At 35.4% G+C, this 18657-nt stretch carries 11 protein-coding genes and 3 pseudogenes; 4 read left to right on the top strand and 10 right to left on the bottom strand.

Annotated elements, in window-relative coordinates; translation table 11 throughout:
• Positions 1 to 115: 115 nt before the first annotated feature.
• Positions 116 to 5920, top strand: a complete 5805-nt coding sequence (locus LO754_RS18900) for an NPCBM/NEW2 domain-containing protein (protein WP_231785017.1) — start codon at positions 116 to 118, stop codon at positions 5918 to 5920.
• Between the two features lie 96 nt (positions 5921 to 6016).
• Here the strand turns inward: LO754_RS18900 and LO754_RS18905 are convergent, their stop codons facing one another.
• The gene (locus LO754_RS18905) at positions 6017 to 6313 is read right to left on the bottom strand and encodes a hypothetical protein (RefSeq protein WP_108031011.1); all 297 of its coding nucleotides are present in this window, start codon (positions 6311 to 6313) and stop codon (positions 6017 to 6019) included.
• Between the two features lie 327 nt (positions 6314 to 6640).
• On the opposite strand from LO754_RS18905, the gene LO754_RS18910 reads away from it, so the two are divergent.
• Positions 6641 to 7012, top strand: coding sequence for a hypothetical protein (locus LO754_RS18910; RefSeq protein WP_231785018.1), 372 nt, complete (start codon positions 6641 to 6643; stop codon positions 7010 to 7012).
• Between the two features lie 70 nt (positions 7013 to 7082).
• Here LO754_RS18910 and LO754_RS18915 read toward each other — a convergent pair whose 3' ends face one another.
• The 3 genes and pseudogenes from LO754_RS18915 to LO754_RS18925 form a co-directional block, all read right to left on the bottom strand.
• Positions 7083 to 7949, bottom strand: a complete 867-nt coding sequence (locus LO754_RS18915; protein WP_229387552.1) for a M23 family metallopeptidase — start codon at positions 7947 to 7949, stop codon at positions 7083 to 7085.
• Between the two features lie 214 nt (positions 7950 to 8163).
• Positions 8164 to 8613 (bottom strand): annotated as a pseudogene (locus LO754_RS18920) (N-acetyltransferase family protein).
• Positions 8614 to 8741: 128 nt separating this feature from the next.
• Positions 8742 to 9449: a DNA alkylation repair protein gene (locus LO754_RS18925; protein WP_231785019.1), complete on the bottom strand. Its 708-nt coding sequence runs from the start codon at positions 9447 to 9449 to the stop codon at positions 8742 to 8744.
• Between the two features lie 360 nt (positions 9450 to 9809).
• Between LO754_RS18925 and LO754_RS18930 the strand changes: the two genes are divergently transcribed.
• Positions 9810 to 10988, top strand: a complete 1179-nt coding sequence (locus LO754_RS18930) for a nucleoside transporter C-terminal domain-containing protein (RefSeq protein ID WP_231785020.1) — start codon at positions 9810 to 9812, stop codon at positions 10986 to 10988.
• Positions 10989 to 11049: 61 nt separating this feature from the next.
• On the opposite strand, the gene LO754_RS18935 is transcribed toward LO754_RS18930, so the two are convergent.
• The 6 genes and pseudogenes from LO754_RS18935 to dcm all read right to left on the bottom strand — a co-directional run bounded on the left by LO754_RS18935 (position 11050) and on the right by dcm (position 16851).
• Positions 11050 to 11904: an MBL fold metallo-hydrolase gene (locus LO754_RS18935; protein ID WP_231785021.1), complete on the bottom strand. Its 855-nt coding sequence runs from the start codon at positions 11902 to 11904 to the stop codon at positions 11050 to 11052.
• A gap of 129 nt (positions 11905 to 12033) precedes the next feature.
• Complete coding sequence (locus LO754_RS18940) at positions 12034 to 12546, bottom strand: hypothetical protein (protein WP_231785022.1); 513 nt, start codon at positions 12544 to 12546, stop codon at positions 12034 to 12036.
• An 86-nt stretch (positions 12547 to 12632) separates the two neighbouring features.
• Positions 12633 to 13205 carry a branched-chain amino acid aminotransferase gene (locus LO754_RS18945; protein ID WP_231785023.1) on the bottom strand — a complete coding sequence of 191 codons (573 nt, stop codon included), beginning with the start codon at positions 13203 to 13205 and terminating at the stop codon, positions 12633 to 12635.
• Positions 13206 to 13323: 118 nt separating this feature from the next.
• A pseudogene (locus LO754_RS23815) lies at positions 13324 to 13440 on the bottom strand (IS3 family transposase); the annotation flags it as partial.
• A gap of 66 nt (positions 13441 to 13506) precedes the next feature.
• Positions 13507 to 15333: a P-loop NTPase fold protein gene (locus tag LO754_RS18950; RefSeq protein ID WP_231785024.1), complete on the bottom strand. Its 1827-nt coding sequence runs from the start codon at positions 15331 to 15333 to the stop codon at positions 13507 to 13509.
• Between the two features lie 267 nt (positions 15334 to 15600).
• Positions 15601 to 16851, bottom strand: a pseudogene (gene dcm, locus LO754_RS18955) (DNA (cytosine-5-)-methyltransferase).
• 154 nt (positions 16852 to 17005) lie between these two features.
• Between dcm and LO754_RS18960 the strand changes: the two are divergent.
• Positions 17006 to 18469, top strand: coding sequence for a Sau3AI family type II restriction endonuclease (locus tag LO754_RS18960; protein WP_231785025.1), 1464 nt, complete (start codon positions 17006 to 17008; stop codon positions 18467 to 18469).
• Positions 18470 to 18657 lie beyond the last annotated feature (188 nt).

An 18657-nucleotide genomic window follows, 5' to 3' on the forward strand; every position in this document is an offset into this window, starting at 1 on the left:
TGCTATTTATTATAATGTGGGATTTTTTATGATTGCCTTATTTAAAATAAAGCTACTCTTTTTTGAGTAGCTTTTTTATGTACTCTGTAAGAAAAATGCTTAAGGAGGAATTTAGATGAAAGTAGTAAAGATTGTAACAGTATCTGCCCTTGCTTTAAATTTAGTCGGTGGTCCAATGAATGTTTTAGCCACTGAAAATCCAAGTGGAGATATAGTTAAAACTTCAGCCGAAGCTCGTACTAATTATTCCATCGCTTCGGTGAAAAAATTTGAATTGTACGGAACAGATATTTTAAAAGCATACGATGACGTATTTAAAATAGCGAAAGCAAACATTCAATCGATTACGAACAACGGCGGAAAATATGGAAGTTCTACTATAGATAAAGCGATTGATGGTGATATAAACAGCCATTGGGAAACAGGGAAACCCAATAGTACCTCCTTCACTAATGAAGTGATCATTCAGTTCCATGAAGCATCTACATTAAATCGAATTGTCTATGCAGCTCGTCAATCTTCTACAAAAGGAAAAGGTTTTGCACAGCAGTTTGAAATTTATAGCTCCACTACAGATACAGGCGATGATTTTACACTCGTTTCATCAGGACAATATACAGGTTCTACTGGAGATATCGTCGAAATCCAATTCAACCCTACAGAATTTAAACGACTAAAATTTGTTTTTACGAAAGCAAACCAAGATTGGGCAAGTGCATCCGAGTTTCAATTTTATAAAGAAGATTCTGTCTCTGACAAAATGGCGACACTCTTTACAGATAATACAATGAGCGCTGTAAGTGACAAATTCAACACCATAGATGCTATCAATCAATTAGAGGTCGAAACCCAAGGCCACCCCTTCTACGTACAATTCAAAGAAGATATTGACAATGCGAAAGCACTGCTAAGCAATGAAAAAATTACAGCGACAACTGCACTAACTTCGTCATTTAGCCATTATGCCAACGAAGCGTATTCAAAGTTATTTAGAATGGATAAGGCAAACATTAAAGAAATTACCAACAATGGCGGACACTATGCGAGCGCCGTTATCAAAAATGCCATCGATGGCGATGTTCATACATATTGGGAAACAAATAAAAGCAACACAGCTACATTCTCAAATGAAGTAGAAGTTGAATTTATAGAACCTGTTACATTAAATCGTATTATTTATGGAGCAAGACCTTCTGACCGTAAAGGCTTTGCCGAGGAATTTGAAATTTACGCTTCCCAAACGTCAAAAGGCGAAACCTATGAACTTGTCTCAACAGGTAAACATAACATGGTCGCAGGATTAGTAGAGGCAAAATTTGCACCGACGACATTTAAACGGGTGAAATTTAAATTCACTAAATCCAATCAAAATTGGGCAACACTTTGTGAATTAGCCTTCTATAAAGAAGATGCATTAGACGATAAAATGGCGCAGTTATTTACTGACGGAACGATGAATACAGTTTCCCCTGCATTCAACAGCATCGAACATATGAACGCATTAGAAGAAGAAGCGAAAACACATCCACTATATGCTACTTATAAAGACAATATCGAATTAGCTAAAAAAATAATGAACGGTGAAGTGGTTACAGAAGGAAGAATTATAGTAGCCGAGCAACACGGGGATATGGTCAAACATGCCAATCAACAATTGAAATTCGGCTTCGGTAACAATTTACAACCAACTGGCCTTGCTGCCCAACCGGGTGATCAAATTACCGTTTACGTTGACGCATCAACAACTGGTCCGTTACCACGCTTGGCATTTTCACAACAAGAAGGTGCTTGGAATAGTTGGCGACAAGGTGTCAGCTTAAAAGTCGGTAAAAACGTCATCACTGTTCCTGCCATCCCTAAAACTTCTTATAATAAGAAGGCCGTTACACCTGGTGGCACAATCTATATTGAAAATCCTTATACAGCGGAACAGCAAGGTAAAGCACCGACCTTAAGATTCGAAGGTGTTGAGAGAATTCCATTTGCAACAAAGTCTACAAACGTAGAGGAGTTCAAACAATTTTTAATCAACTATAAGAAAAAAATTGATGAAGATATAGCGAAACATCCAAATGTTGAAGATCGCAAAGTGCTTGATATTGTAGAAGTCGTTGGTGACCATTTATTTTGGACAGGTACTGCAACAGGTGCTTACAAAACCTATATAGAAAATGGCTATAGCCCGCTCCAAACCATTGAATCGTATAATCGCCTTATGGACGAATTATTTAAGTATTACGGTTTAGATGGGCGCAGTGAAAAACATGATCCAAAATTAATAAGAGAAAACGTACGACTTGCACAGCCTTATGCGTACATGTATGCAGCTGGCGATCATATTGGCACACTGGATGATGTTGTGGCTGATATTTTAGTTCCGATAGAAGAAAAAGGCGGTTCATGGGGGCTTATCCATGAAATCGGTCATCGTATGGATATAGGTGTACGAACAATCGGCGAAGTAACAAACAATATGCTTCCACAGCATATGTCAGCACTTTACGGGAAAATCGATGGACGCATTCCATATGAAGCGAACGTTTATAAAAACGTATTGAAAGAAAACACAAAAGATTATAACGATCAAGGTTTGTTTGAAAAACTAGCCGTTTACTGGCAACTTGAAATGTATAGCCCTGGCTATTGGGGAAAATTAAACGCTCTTTACCGCGAAAAAAATGTCACGCTAACAGATGGCGAACGTTCTAAACAACAATATTTAGTCGAGTTTTCTTCTGAAGCGCTCGGTTTAGATTTAAGTGAACACTTTGCTCGTCATGGCTTTGTCGTAACGGACGAAACAAGAGCAAAAACAAGTAAGTATCCAAAACCAGATAAAAAAATATGGTATTTAAATAATAGTGCGGTCGACTATAAAGGGAATGGTTTGAAAGGAAAAGCAGTAAACGTAACATTGGCATCCAACCAAGCTACCAAAACAAATACGCTCTATTTATCCGTTGATAAAGAAAAGCAAGATGACTTTTTAGGTTATGAAATTTTTAGAGATAATGAATTAATCGGCTTTACAAGTACTCAACAATTTATCGATCAACATATCGATAGTACAAAAAATTACACGTACAAGGTTGTTGGCTATGATAAACAATTAACTGCACTTCAACCAGTAGAAGTAAAGGCATTTACCCCTACCCTATCTATTGAAGATAAGGTTACAGTCAAGCTACATCAAACATTCAATCCTATGGATTATGTTAAAGCAATTTCCTATAGTGGCAAAGATATCACGAATACGGTCGTTATTAAATCGAACACAGTAGATATGACAAAAAAAGGAATCTACGAAGTTGTCTATGAAATCAACGATGAAGGCATCCAAGAAACAAAAACTATGACTGTCAATGTCGTAAGTGATATGCAGTATATTTCTGATATGACAGCTAGCTCTGCCAAAGTTGGTTGGGGTTCATTACAAAAAGATAAATCTGTTGCAGGTGGCACCATTACGTTATTAAGACAAGGTGTTGAGGCAACGTATGCCAAAGGACTCGGTGCACACGCAAACGCAGAAATCGTATATAACATAGAAGGTAAAGGCTTTACCTTCTTTGAAAGTTACATCGGTATTGATCAAGTGGCAAAAAGCAAAGCTTCATCTGCCACGTTTGAAGTTTGGGTCGATGGCGAGAAGAAATTTGCCAGTGATGTATTCAAAGCAAATACAGATCACGGCTACATCCATATCCCTGTTACAGGAGCAAAGGAAGTAAAGCTCATTACAACAGATGCCAATGATAGTGGCAATTCTTCAGACCATACGATTTGGGCTGATGCTAAGTTCGGTAAAGACTCGAGTCAACCTACTTTAACGCTACCTGAAGATTTGACGATGGTGAAATTAAACAGTGATTTCGATTTACTAAGCGATGTAACAGCAACTGATATCGAAGATGGTGATGTTAGTAATCAAATCCAAGTCACTGCCAACGGTTTTAATACGAAGAAAACAGGTACTTACCACGTCGACTATACCGTAACAGATAGTGATCATAATGTCGTCACAGCAACAAGAACTGTCTATGTTTATAGCGACGAAAAATTCGCCTCTGACATCGGTTGGCAATCGGCACAAACTGCGTATAGTACCGTCAACAAAGACAAAGCATCATCAGGCGGTTCAATTAAAGTATTAACGAATGGTGAAGTAAAAACTTTTGCCAAAGGTATTGGTACGCATGCGAATTCTGAAATTGTTTACGATTTAACAGGCAAATACTATGATTATTTCGAAACACTTGTTGGCATTGACCGCAACATAGCTGAAAACACTAACTCTAGCGTAACATTTAAAATACTTGCTGATGGACAAGAAATATATAACAGCGGCGTGATGAAATATCAAACAGAAGCAAAATTAGTAAGAGTTCCACTTGCAGGTGTTAACGAGTTAAAACTGATTGCACATGACTCTGGCAATGGTAATGCATCCGATCACGCTAACTTTGCTGATGCTAAGTTCTATGTATCAAACGGGATACCAGAACTAACAATTGCAAAATCAATCGCAACAAAAGTTGGAACACCTATTACCATGGACGATAGCTATGTGGCAACTGATGCTGAAGATGGCGATTTAACATCTCAAGTACAAGTAACGGGCTTAGATCAAGTAAACTTCGATCGCGCTGGCCGTTATGACATTACGTATACGGTTGTCGACAGTGATGGCAATAAAGTATCGAAAAAACGCATGATTTCAGTAGTTAACATGGATGATTATCATTACTTAACTGATTTTCAATGGCACTCTACACAAAACAGCTATACAGCACCATTAAAAGATGTTTCTATTAGTCACAATGCCATTCGTCTAACAGGTGATGATGGTCGTGAAAAAGCATACGAAAGAGGTATTGGCGCCCATTCAAACTCTACAATTATCTATGATTTAAGCGATAAAAATGCCGATTTCTTTACTGCCTTTGTTGGTGTAGACCGTCAAATGTACGGTACGGTTGGCTCTGTTACATTCCAAGTGTTTGTTGATGGAGAGAAGCAATTTGACAGTGGCTTGATGCAATCGCGAGACCCTCAACAATACATTGAAGTAAGCATCACAGAGGCCAAAGAACTAAAACTGGTCGTAACTGATGGCGGCAATGGCAACGGTTCAGACCATGCTTCATGGGGAGATACTAAATTACATTTCGCTAATGCAGAGCGCGTTTTTACGCAAACATTAACGCTAGCACTAGAGGATGCCAAAGCCATTCCTATAGAAAACTATATAGCGGAGTCCATTCAAGCATTACAAGCGAGTATAGCAAAAGCTGAGGAAGTACTTGCCAACCCTCAAGCAACTCAAGCACAAATCGATGAAGCGTTAGAGGAATTAACACGCACTAAAGCTGCCCTTATCGCTATTGACTTTACTCAAATCATACCGATTGCAGATAACAATCTTAAACAGGCAATTCAGCAAACATTGGGGCTGTCTGGGGAAATCACATTAGGTGATATGATTACACTAACTAGTCTACATGCACCCAATGCCCGTATTACAAATCTAGACGGCTTACAATATGCTAAAAATTTAACATCTCTCGATATTTCGGCGAATAGTATTACCGATTTCTCACCATTGCAAAGTCTAGGTGCATTGGATACTATCACTGCGCAGCCCCAAGTTGTGGAAGTATCAAGCTTAACAGGTCCAATAGCGACGGTTGAGAACTTAGTAAAAGGTTTGGATGGTCAATACTTAAACCCTTATCAAATCGGTCTAAGAAATACGAAAACAATGAAAGAAATCTACGTAGATGTGGAACAACTTACACCAAATACAGACCACTTTACAATCGATCTTTCACACGAAGAACAAGGCACATATATGCTCATCATCTCTTATAAATTAAACGAAGACACTCGGATTCAATTAACTTATTATGTAAAAAATTAAGCATTGTGCTTTAGCATAAATAATCTAATAAATAACGCCCACGGATTTTTCCCGTGGGCGTTTTAGCTTATATACAAAGACTGCACGTCGCATCGTTCAATAAACGCTAATTTGCGCTTCCAAATCCAACTCAGTCATTTTAAAATACGTGGTGAATCGATTGGACAATGCCTCTGTTATTGTCTTACACTGTTCTTCATTCAGTGATTTGGCATAAATTAGGATAACCCCAATATTTTCGTTGTTGGGTTCCAACGGGTTCATCACGACATCTTCTTTCAAAATTAACGCATTGCTCATCGCAACAAAGTTTAACACCGTATTTTGCAACATTTTTCTTTCCCTTGGATTTAACCCCACAGTATCAATTATTTCGACCCTAACATAATTCATACTCTGCACCTCCATAAAATGCTGTGAAAATTTATTTTTTATATTTTACTACTTTTATTTTAAACCGAAAATAATAGATTTTTAAATAAATGCGCATTAACCAAACCATTTTTCCTAATAAAATGAACAACAATCATTAGTATAGTCCATATTTACGATTTTATCTAAATAGTATTTACTACTATAAATTATTTATTTAAAATGAAATTATCCCGATTAATTCAAAAAAAAGTAAGTTTTTTTAATAATTTTTACCACTAAAATAGGCATACAATAATCATAAAATGATTAAAATGGATAAAGCAAAACACGAAGGAGCATTTTTCAATGAGTACTGATTTTTTAGAAGAAAAACTAAGAGAAACTTTCTCGTATTTACAATCAATAGAAGGTGTAAAGCCGGTCGACGATATTTTAGCGGCTTTAAACGATGCTACTATTTTTCCCGAAATTACGACATTAATACATAATTCAAAATTTGAATTAATTTACTTATATGAAGAGCAACAAGTAATTTTAAAAACGATGACGAACGGCATTACGATTGATTCATCTTTTATGCAGGAAGTCCATTTAATCTATCAATATAAAGAAATGATTGAATGTATCCTAACGGGTATTATTGCAACCGATAAAATTAAAAACTATTCATTAAACTTACTTTCCCTAAAATATAGCGAATTAATTCAAAGTATTTAATGGTGATTAGTCCTATAAAGAAGAACCGATGAACGGGAAATTCGCTCATCGGTTCTTTAGCTATTTTATTTTATTTTACAACATCACCTTGAATGGGCTCTAAACCATCCGCAAAACGAATGCGTAAAGATTGGCAATTAAGAAGGTCTGGTGCGTCCATCACTTGAAAATGGATATGTGCCTCTGAGGAATTTCCTGAATTTCCGCAAAGCGCTATCACATCACCCTGTTTAACCGTATCTCCTTGTTGCACAAGACAAGAGTTCTTTTTTAAATGCGCTACCATACTATATTCATGATTGGTATGTTCGATAATAATTACATTTCCTGCTGGCTCCATTTCATACATTTCTCCAGGGATATTATCTTCTAGATGATTGACAACTTTAATTACCTTCCCATCTGCAGGTGCAGTAACTTCTTTATTAAAGGCATAATAGTTTTCATTGACGTTAGGAGAATCTTTAAAGGTCGAATCATTCTTCATAATCACCAAGTCATATGCATATCTTTGTGCTTCATATGCGTAATGGTAATTGACAAACTCATTAACCCCTCCCCAAAATACAAACCACTCCTCTTTTATAGGCATTATATATGTATTTTGACTATACTTTTTATCGCTTTCTGGAAAAACCACATAAGGCTTAATTAATAAGCTATGAATAATATTACTTGAATCCATCGTTACCTGAATCGCTTTCTCTTGTCGATCGTCCAACCAAACATATTGATGATAATGAGCAATTGTTGATTTATTAAATAACTCATAGTTTTGTACATTGGCATTAAAAGATTGAGCTATTTCATTAAATTGCTCATTCGAAACCATCTCTTGAAACGTTGCATGACATTGGTTATAAATTTCATCAAATCTTTCTTGCAAAAAAAACATCCCGAAATTTTGAGGTGTTACTTCACTTGAACTAACTCGCATTCTAAACATCCCCTTTACGCTGACTATATTACTTATACGTTTGATTGGATAATAAGTTTCAATATTTACCATTTTAAAATCAGATAAAGGACTAAGGACGCATTGCAATAAAAAATCGCAGACGAAATAAAACAAGCAAAAAGATTGTTATTCTCTTGCTTGTTTTATTACAGAAAACTAAACGCAGGACAAGCTCCTGTTCTTCGCTCTCTCGTTATTCAATAATCCATTCATATAAAATATCAGGTAAATTTTCTTCATTTTCATGCCCTCTACCAATCACCTTAAATCCGTGTTTTTCATAAAAACGTTAGGCCTTTTCATTTACTTCAAATGTATATAGAATTAATTTTCCACTTGATTGGGCTTTCGCTCTCTCCAACAATGTTTGCCCGATACCAAGCCCTTGATAGTTTATATGAATATACAGTTGGCTTATTTCACTATCGTTATAAGCAATCATACCAACAACTGTTTCATCAATAATCGCTAACTCAATTTGAAACTGTTCTGGTAATAGATGATTTAGAAAGTACACATGATTTTCAACGCTATGCATTTCTTTCTGACCAATAGCCTGTTCCTTGCTATCTCGCCACATCGCTACTGTTTGCTCAGCAAATGCAGGCCTGTACGGTATAATCATTATTTTTTGTTGCGTCATTATTGTGCCTCCTTTTTATAGAGATGGAATATGCTTATTCCACGGAAGATACGCTGGAATCGCCATGTAATTTTGTGTTATCGCCACGATATCCACAGGGAATCGCTTAATTTGGTACTTGCTAGGATTTAACATCTTACATATTTGCGTTTAAAGCCAATTCTGCCTCTCTCTACTTCCTTTTGAATACTTTCATAAGCGTGGAGGAAACTACTTTTTTTATTATTCTTTTTAAGTTCTACAGGACCTATCTGTTGTGCTGTAGCTAACGCTTTGTCGTGTAACGGGATATACGAGACCCCTACCGTATGGAGGAAATTATTCATAGCAGATTTTGTTCGTTCAGGTGAATTGTGAATCGCACTTTTCACCATTTCAAGCATATTAGCCATTTTACTTTCGGAAAATTCAACATCGGGACGATTACCTAATAGCCAGCAGTAACAACTCCAGCCAGCAGACATTTTTAGTTCTTCCCCACTAGCAATCCATTTATCGGCAACCTGTTGCGCAATGTCCGCTTCCGCTAACGTCACTGCCACCACATAATCTGACAACATATAAAAATACGCCCCATCAATCCAGCGCTCAAAATCCGACTCTGTCATAGCTTTTGGCTCAGCAATAATGCCTGCAAAATACATTGCGTCATAATTTCCTGTGGCATAAAGGGCTTCCGCTAATGGTTGATTCAATTTGATTTTCTTAGCTATCGGCTTCATCGCCCCCGTAGCCACCCCAAAAAGTGGCTCCTGTGCACCATTTGACATATATATTTTTTTCGTGCGCTCTTTCCCAAGTGCTTCAAGCTCTTGCATCACCATTTCAACATTCATTTTCACTGCACTCCCTTACGTTAGCTATTGTTACGATTGCCCATCTTCAATTTATTTTCATTATGCTATATCACTATGGCATTTGCCAGCTAGCTCTATATTGTAAAAAAAAGTATAATCCTTACTTTTATTCCCTAGTGCCTATCGAAATTTCAGTAAAATAGATATTTTTTTGCTTTTTTAATAACTTTCTATTAATATCTCTATGTTACCTTTCTTCAACAAAGGGTATTTATATTAAATAAGTGCGGTTCTTTTTTAGTAATTTGGACAACATATTCAAGACAACACTCACAATTAATAAAGGTACTATGCAAAAGGTAATTATCACATCATGTTTTCAACATCAGGAGGTTACATATGCAATACGTTATTTCTATTTTAGGCATTCTCATTGTATTGTTTTTCGCTTGGCTTGCTAGTTCCAATCGAAAAGAGATTAAATTCAAACCAATTATTACAATGATAATCATTCAAATTTTATTTTCATTACTGTTGTTAAATACACAATTTGGCTTAATTATTATTAAGGGAATTGCTACTGTCTTTAACAAATTACTGGAATATGCAGGTGAAGGGGTTACCTTTGTATTTGGCGGCTTAGCCAATGAGGGAGAAGCGCCGTTCTTTTTAACCGTATTGCTACCCATTATTTTTATTTCAGCATTAATCGGTATTCTTCAACATCTGAAAATCCTCCCCTTTATTATGAAAGGTATTGGCTGGGTATTAAGTAAAGTAAACGGCATGGGACAATTGGAATCTTATAATGCCGTTGCCTCATTAATGGTCGGTCAATCAGAAGTTTTCATCACATTAAAAAAACAACTTGGTCTGCTGTCAAAACAGCGCTTATATACACTTTGTGCGTCAGCGATGTCCACTGTATCCATGGCCATCGTTGGTGCATATATGACGATGCTAGAACCAAAATATGTTGTCACGGCTTTAGTTTTAAATTTATTTGGCGGTTTTATCATCGCTTCAATTATGAATCCATACGACATTGACCCGAAAGAAGATATTTTAGAAATCGAGCACGAAAAGCAATCGTTCTTTGAAATGCTTGGCGAATATATTTTGGATGGCTTTAAGGTAGCGATTATCGTCGGTGCCATGTTAATCGGTTTTATTGCATTGATGGCAGGATTTAATAGTGTCTTCGAATTACTGTTCGGCGTTACTTTCCAAACGATTCTAGGCTATATCTTTGCGCCAGTTGCCTTTATTATGGGCATCCCTTCCTCGGAAGCGGTTAGTGCCGGATCCATTATGGCGACGAAGCTAGTAACAAATGAGTTCGTAGCGATGTTGGATTTATCTGGAGGCGATTATCACTTTAGTGAACGGACAATGGGCATTCTTTCCGTATTCCTTGTGTCCTTCGCCAACTTCTCTTCAATTGGTATTATTGTCGGTGCTGTAAAAAGTCTTAACGAAAAACAAGGAAATGTTGTCGCACGCTTTGGCTTAAAATTATTATTTGGCGCTACCCTTGTAAGTGTCCTTTCAGGTATTATCGTAAGCTTAATTTTATAAAGAAAATGAAAAGGAAGTGGTATACTCCACTTCCTTGTGCCAGGCACTAAAACAATTCTGACTATTGTAAATAACCATTGACAAAGTCAGAGATAGTTTCAATTTCATCTTCTGTTAGTTCTCTTTTTACATGCTTTTTATATGCTTGCATAATTTTTTGTGAATCTCCATCACAACTATCGGTATATGTAGCAATCGTTCTAAGCATCGCTACTTCTTGATTAAACGCTTCTTTTGTTATTGGCTGTTGATGCGAAGGAATATATGTATCCGCATCAAATTGTTCTAATTCAGCCAACAGACGAAGCGTTTCCTTAACTGTATAATGTTCTTTTTCAGCATAAAGATTAGGATAAATACAATCAGCAAGGAACAGAATTTTTTCTTCTTTTATATAAACCACAACCGAGTCAGCCGCATGATCCCCTCCAACATGTTGAAGGATACAAGTGACACCACCTAGGTCAATTTCCAACCGTTTATCAAACGTGACATTCGGCAAAACAATCTGAATATCTCGGTGATCTTTGAATTCTTCTTTAATAGCTCTGGCACAAAATTCAATTTCTATCCCTTCCTTCACACGTGCATCAAGTGCCTCATCTGACCAAGAAAATGGAATTAATTGCTCCATAGCCGTTTTTGTTTTTTCCGAAGCGATAGACACCATTTGACATAATGCAGAAAGTCCAAAAATATGATCCCAATGCCAATGCGTTAAAACGACCATATCAGGTTTAGGAACGCCCATTTTTAAAAGTTTTTCTTGAAAATAATGTGCATGCGCCTCCGAATTCCCTGCATCGATCATTAATGTTTTGTTATGACCAACTACCATCCCTAAAATGGGACGATCCGTTTCCGCTATAGGCGTCATATACCAAAAACAATCACCTATTTTATTTATTGAATGCATAATGGATAAGCCCCCCTTTTTATAATAGTTTAATTCAAAAAAGGGCAATTTACTCTTTGAAAGAATTTTTTTATTATAAAAAGGAAGTGAATAGGATTTTGTCACAAAGGACTGCTTCAATTAAAAAATTCAATACGCTTCTTTTAAGCGCTTTATTTCTTTTAAAAATTTTCCAATCTGAACAGGCGCATTTGACGACGTTATTTCAGCTACAACTAGGCGATAGTCATTGTTAGTAATTGCTACTGTTTCACCTTGATAATGACTATGAACATATTCTTTTTTCATCCCAGCAATATTTGAACCTTTATGAACAAGATACACCTTACCATCCGCTTCAACAAATGCTCCTGCAATTTTTGAATTAACACCTTCAAGAGGTACATTGACTTCGCAAAACTCTATAAATTTATCGTCTAATGTAAAACCAAAGGAATTCCACCATTTATTGTTTATATCCACTTTCCTTTTCACAAACCAGTAACCTAAATCTTGCACTTGCCATACATTCGTTTCGCCCGTTCCATGCGCAACAGCCACAGTGACACCTTTTACTTCTTTTGTCCCAACATACTGTTTTAACTTTTCTTCTAATAAGGTTTCATATTTTTGGATATCCTCACGACTTGTAACGATGTTCATGTTTCCTTCTCCCTCACCATGTATTTTTGTTTAAAACCCAATATATTATGCTGGGATACAAAATTCTAACGGCCATTTTGTATGCATCATACGCTCGCCTCAAGTTCTTCAAGAAGCCCAAAAACAAGACAATATAATTGTGCTAACACTTCGTCAAAAGACTGCTGCTCACTAAATCCATCGAGTGCATCTAACGCAAGATTCACTTCCCAAAGCCCATCTTCCCCAGAAAATGCCACACTATAGGTCATCTGCTTATGTTGCAAATGTGCTGTAAAATAGGAATGCAAAAACGCACTATACTTCTTTTGCAATCGCAGTCCAAACATGGCACTGTACACACCAAACGCCCCATCAAATTCAAGCGCAAACGAATCCACACGGATCACATCCAAACGTTCAGACGTCACATACATAAATTCATTCGCATGCTCTTTTAAATAATGCACAGGCTTTGTTAGAAAAGAAGCTGTTTCTTCCCCTAGTAATTCTTCCGTTTCCTTATGGCAACGTTCAATCACGTCAAATGACAAAGAAATCGTTTCTACCGCTGCATCCTCGTCTAACAATTCGTGCTTTTGGGCGTATGTCTTTTCTACATCTAGTAATTTACTATGGACTTGCTCATTTATTAAAGATTCAATTTGATTTTTTAACACTTAGTATCCTGCTCCATTCGATTGGTTTAGGTATAAGTATAGCTTAGGAAGGGTGGAGTATGGGGAAATATGTTACGACTATTAATTAAAGTAATATCTCCACCATTTTCGCTAAGATTTAAATTTTTCTTACATAAAAGGAATTTAAACCAAGCTCTTTCATAATGCGTTGTACCGTTTTTTGATTTACTTTTTGGTTACGGTTTGCAAATTTGTCACGAATACGGCAATAACCCTAACGCCCTTCAATTTTTACTCACCTTTTAACATTCAAAGGGCAAATAAACTAAGTTCATTATTTTTACTCAACAGGTCGCGCACGAAGGTATATATCATTGACAATATCCGAATTTAAATAATTTAATACTCTATATAATTGTCTAGCTGATTCAGCATTACCGAAACTATGCCCTAATTTAACTGTACCAATTTCTTGGTTTCCGAACTCCAATGTTTTATATTTTTTCTCTGCATCACTCCACTCAGACTCTGGAAGTAATCGGAAGTACATAGTTCTTGCTATATTACTATTTTTAAGTCCATCTACACTTTTTAATTTTTCAATATGTTCTTTGCCTTTTACAGCGTCATTAACAATAACTTGGAAGCCTTCCTTCATATTATAGATTCCATCATTAAGACTATTTTTATAAACTAAGGTTTGTTTCTTTTCTAATTGATATTTCTTAATATTATTAATGAAGTCTAGTAATTTCACATTTACAATCTCACCTAAATCTTCATCATTATTCATTTTAACTTGCGACTGTGAAACATTCGTCATATCTGAACGTTTCAAAATTTTATTATAGACAGATAAATCTGCTTCTTCTAATACACCATTCCTATCTTTATTTACAGTAAGTAATAAGATAGTTCTTAAATAATCTAAAAAGCGATCATAAGAATCCATACTATTTTCTGTATCTTCCTCAAATAAATTCAGACTTTCTAACTCTATAAATTCTTCTCGTAAAAAGTCTACAAACAGTCCTTCTTCTACTACTTTATTTAACAGCTCTAATTTAGAATCAGAGTATCTCATAGTAATATATAATGGTTGACAAGCAAGTTGCATACAGATAATTGCAATTAAAATGCACTGATCATTTTGGGATGTAATGGTTTGATTATCAATAATCATATTTACTTTATTATTTAAATAGAAGTTATTTATAAGCCGTTTCATTGCACGAGGATTACTGCCCACACTGAACTGGATTAAGTTTTGTAGCTCATTTGAAAGCTCATCATTCTCAGAAAGAACGCCTAAATTGTCAGTTAAAAACCTTTTATAGTTATATATTTCAACTGGAATTTTAAAAGGAACTTGAATCATTTTATCTAAGAAACTTTTCGTCTTGGCTATAGAAGTTTGCTTCACTTCTGCTATACCTTCTTCAATAACACGATTATCAACAGCTAAAACGAAAATACACCCTTCTATATCTAAAAATAATTTAATTACTTCTAATAGACTAACTGCTATAGATGGTTTAAGTCGATCTAAATCATCAATGAACACAACTAATCTTGCATCTTCACCATTAACGGTATATTTCTTCGCTATTTTCTTAACAATTTCCCCCAAAGATTCTCTTAGAGTTTCAATTGCCTGTGCTGGATCCATTACCTCATCATTTTTAGATTCCTCATCGCTTACTGGTTGCATTCCAGCCTGAGCAAGAACAACATTAACACCAAATTTTGCAAGACCTTTAATTGCCTTAGAAGCCTCGCTTACAAAATTATTTTCATCGCCTTTCAAATCTTCTGTCAGCTTATTTATTATGTAACTTAAAAAAGAAATGCCTAAATTTTGTTCAAGGTTAAATTGAGTATATTGCCACGTATTAAAATTTACAGTGACAACAGGAGATTCAGTATTTACTATACTTCCAGTTTCCTCTCCTAATCGTTTCACTGGTTCTAACTGACGATTAATTAAATTCATAAAAGAAGTTTTTCCTGTTCCCCAACCTCCTTGCAATGCAATTGTAATTGGTGTAGCACTTTGTCTAATAAAATCGCTTAGAGCCTCAATATAAGGCATTACTTCAAATAAATCTAAACTATCATCAAAAATTGGTAAGTCATGAATTCCTATATTTTTTAATTTTGTCTCCATTAATCCCAACTCCATTCTTATTTGGAAATCTTCTAGGTCTTTATTGGTTACAAACTATAACGAAATACCCTACTTAAAAAACCTAAATTTACCATTTAAATAATCATAACAAATCATACAACGGATAAGCTATATAATTATTAAATAAAAAACAAACGGTAGTTTGGACGTAACTCTGTAATAAGAGCTATTATCCTTCATAGTCACAGGATTCATCATAAAAGAGAGCAAAGGGTACAAAAAAATACACAGAGAAAACTCTGTGTATTAAATCCCTAAAGTTATTTGTGTAACATTTTCTTGCTCCAGTAAATCAATTTCCATAATCTTCTTACCCATATCTGTAATTAAGTCTACTACAAGAGCATTCCCCATACAAAAGTAGCGCATACGCTTAGGCATGCCTTCCGTCCAATTGTCATCAAACCCATTTAAACGCTCGCATTCAAGCGGGGTTAAAAAACGTTTTCTACCATTGACTTCAACTATATGTGAACTTCGATTAACAGTCCCTTCGCTTGTCAGCATCGTTCGTCCAGGTAAATCTAAATCATCCGTAGGTGACATACCACCTTCAGAGTAAATATATTTATGACCTTCAGCAGAAGTTCGTTCAATTTTTTTAGGTCCACGTAGATAGCTAAACTTTTCAATGACCGCTTCATTTAAGTAATATTCTTCATCAACTAGTTCTTCTGGAAGCAAAATATCCTTCAATGGGATAGGAGTTGTTAAGATTGGTTCCGGTTGAACGGTATGAACCTGACCTTCAATCATAATACCCGCTGTATGAAAACCAAATGAAAAATTATCCGAAATTTCAACAATATCTCTAGGTAATTCAACAGATGCACGACGATTTTTATACGGTTCATTTGTAACAGGAAACGTACGTGCAAAGAATCCTTCTTTAAATAAAATAGCTTCTTTAGCTAACTTCTTCTGCTGATTAGCAAAGCTGAGGTTTTTTTTATATGCAAAAATAAAAATTCTACGTCTACGTTGTGCATTTCCATATTCACTCGCATTAATAACTCGCCATTCAACAATATAATCTAAGTCTCTGAATACTGCTAACATAATGGCGAAATCTCGTCCACGCTGTTTCGATGGCGATTTAATCAAACGATCTACATTCTCTAGTAGTACATATTTCGGATGACTGTTTTCAAGTACTCGTTTAATCTCCCAAAACAGAACACCTTTTTTACCATTTATACCCTGTTCATTATTCAACGAGCGACTCACACTGTAGTCTTGACATGGAAAACCACCAACTAATAAATCTATGTGTAACGAGCTGAACTTGCTATTAGCTACTGTTGTAATATCATCATTACTTGCTTCACCTTCAGTAAAGTGACTTATATAACATTCATAAGCATCCTAGGCCTTTTTTGAAGGCTCCCATTGATTGGCCCATACTGTTTGGAAAAATTCTTTGTCTACTTTTTCTAAACCAAGACGAAAACCACCAACACCTGCGAATAATTCCACAACATTTAGGTTTTTATTCATAAAATACGAACTCCCTTTCTACATATTCGTATTATAAATCATGTAGCCCAAAAGATCAACTTTTAAGTTTTACTAAGAGATCAATTTAATGTATTTTTACTAGCGTTAAGCTATCATTTAAATAAGTCACCCAAATTATGGAGGTAAACCTATTTTGAAGTATGATGATACAAATCCAATAAGCATTAAAGAATACGGCGAGTTATTAATCGGTCAAACATTTTTCGATGTAATAAATAATGCAGCCATCGATGAAGAATTAAAACAGGAAACGATAGAAAAGGTGAATAATCCAAGGTATAAAGGTGGAATGGGTCATTTAATTGAGACATACCATTTCGAATATGAGATTAATAGTGATCAAGAACCTGACTTTCCAAAAGCAGGAGTAGAACTAAAGGTTACTCCCTATGAAATAGGAAAAAAAGGAGGCTATTCAGCAGGAGAACGTTTAGTCATCACAATGATTAGCTACAAAGACCCTATAGAAGAAGACTTTTTTAAATCACATGCCTATAGCAAATTTCGTTTAACACTGTTAATTCATTACTTAAGGAATCGCGATATACCTAGAGTTGACTATCCTATCAATTTTGTAACACTTTTTTCTCCACCTGAAGAAGATTTAATAATCATTCAACAAGATTATGAGAAAATTATTACAAAAGTAAGAGAAGGTCGAGCTCATGAATTGTCAGAAGGTGAAACGATGTATCTAGGGGCATGTACTAAGGGATCTACCGCTAGTAAAAGCTTAGTTCCTCAAGAATATTACGCACCTAATATTAAAGCACCAAAACGAGCATTTTGCTTTAAACAGTCTTATATGACCTACATGTTTAACAAATATGTTCTGAATCAAGTGAATACATACGAGTCTATTTTGGCTAATGTAAATCAATCCAGCAGCCAAACTTTCGAAATGCTAATTGTTAATACAATAAATGAACATAAAGGAAAAACAAGCACTCAACTTAGTAAAGAATTTAATGTAATACCTGGTTCTAAAAATTTCTATAGTTCATTAGCCTACCGCATGTTGGGTATAAAATCGAATCGTGCTGAAGAGTTTATTAAAGCAAATATCGAAGTAAAGGCTATCCGAATTGAAGAGAACGGAAAAATGGTTGAAAGCATTTCATTCCCTTCTTTTAAATTTAATGAACTGGTGAACGAAGAATGGGAAGAATCTGCTTTTTATAATGATTTAAGTTCGAAACGTTATTTATTTGTTGTATACAAAAAGTTAGGTAATGACTATGTGTTAAAAGGCTGCCAACTTTGGAATATGCCTTATGAAGATTTAGAAGAAGCACGAGAAGGATGGGCAAGTATACAAAAAATAACGCAAGAAGGACCTTTACTATATAAGAAATTCAAAAAAGATGGTATCAACTTTGAAGTAAAAAACAATTTTCCAAAGAAAAGTGATAATCGGATAATTCATATACGCCCCCATACAACAGAACGTTATTACGTTTTTGAAACTGGCGAAGTCATCGGAAATAACTCTGTTTATGGCGACACCTTACCAGATGGACGTATTATGACGAAACAGAGTTTTTGGTTAAATAACACTTATATCCTTAGTATCTTGAATGAGGAATTAAAACAGTAGACGCTGTAATACTTAAAGTGATTGAATAATGCAAGTAAGCGTAGCAAATTGTTTGCTACGCTTACTTTTTTGAGTAAACTGGAATACACCAATATAGGCTCTATTTACGTTTATAAATTAATAATCCAATAATGATACTTATTCCAAATAGCAATAAATAATCAATTATATTCGCTTTAACAAACACC

Source organism: Lysinibacillus sp. GJ-1, assembly GCF_021166035.1.
GTDB lineage: Bacteria > Bacillota > Bacilli > Bacillales_A > Planococcaceae > Lysinibacillus > Lysinibacillus sphaericus.

Excerpts from the sequence above, each read along its gene's own strand:
- LO754_RS18940 (WP_231785022.1), bottom strand. The coding sequence starts at position 12,546 with ATGAACATCGTTACAAGTCGTGAGGATATCCAAAAATATGAAACCTTA.
- LO754_RS18935 (WP_231785021.1), bottom strand. The coding sequence starts at position 11,904 with ATGCATTCAATAAATAAAATAGGTGATTGTTTTTGGTATATGACGCCT.
- LO754_RS18915 (WP_229387552.1), bottom strand. The coding sequence starts at position 7,949 with ATGCGAGTTAGTTCAAGTGAAGTAACACCTCAAAATTTCGGGATGTTT.
- LO754_RS18925 (WP_231785019.1), bottom strand. The coding sequence starts at position 9,449 with ATGAATGTTGAAATGGTGATGCAAGAGCTTGAAGCACTTGGGAAAGAG.
- LO754_RS18950 (WP_231785024.1), bottom strand. The coding sequence starts at position 15,333 with ATGGAGACAAAATTAAAAAATATAGGAATTCATGACTTACCAATTTTT.
- LO754_RS18905 (WP_108031011.1), bottom strand. The coding sequence starts at position 6,313 with ATGAATTATGTTAGGGTCGAAATAATTGATACTGTGGGGTTAAATCCA.
- LO754_RS18930 (WP_231785020.1), top strand. The coding sequence starts at position 9,810 with ATGCAATACGTTATTTCTATTTTAGGCATTCTCATTGTATTGTTTTTC.
- LO754_RS18900 (WP_231785017.1), top strand. The coding sequence starts at position 116 with ATGAAAGTAGTAAAGATTGTAACAGTATCTGCCCTTGCTTTAAATTTA.
- LO754_RS18910 (WP_231785018.1), top strand. The coding sequence starts at position 6,641 with ATGAGTACTGATTTTTTAGAAGAAAAACTAAGAGAAACTTTCTCGTAT.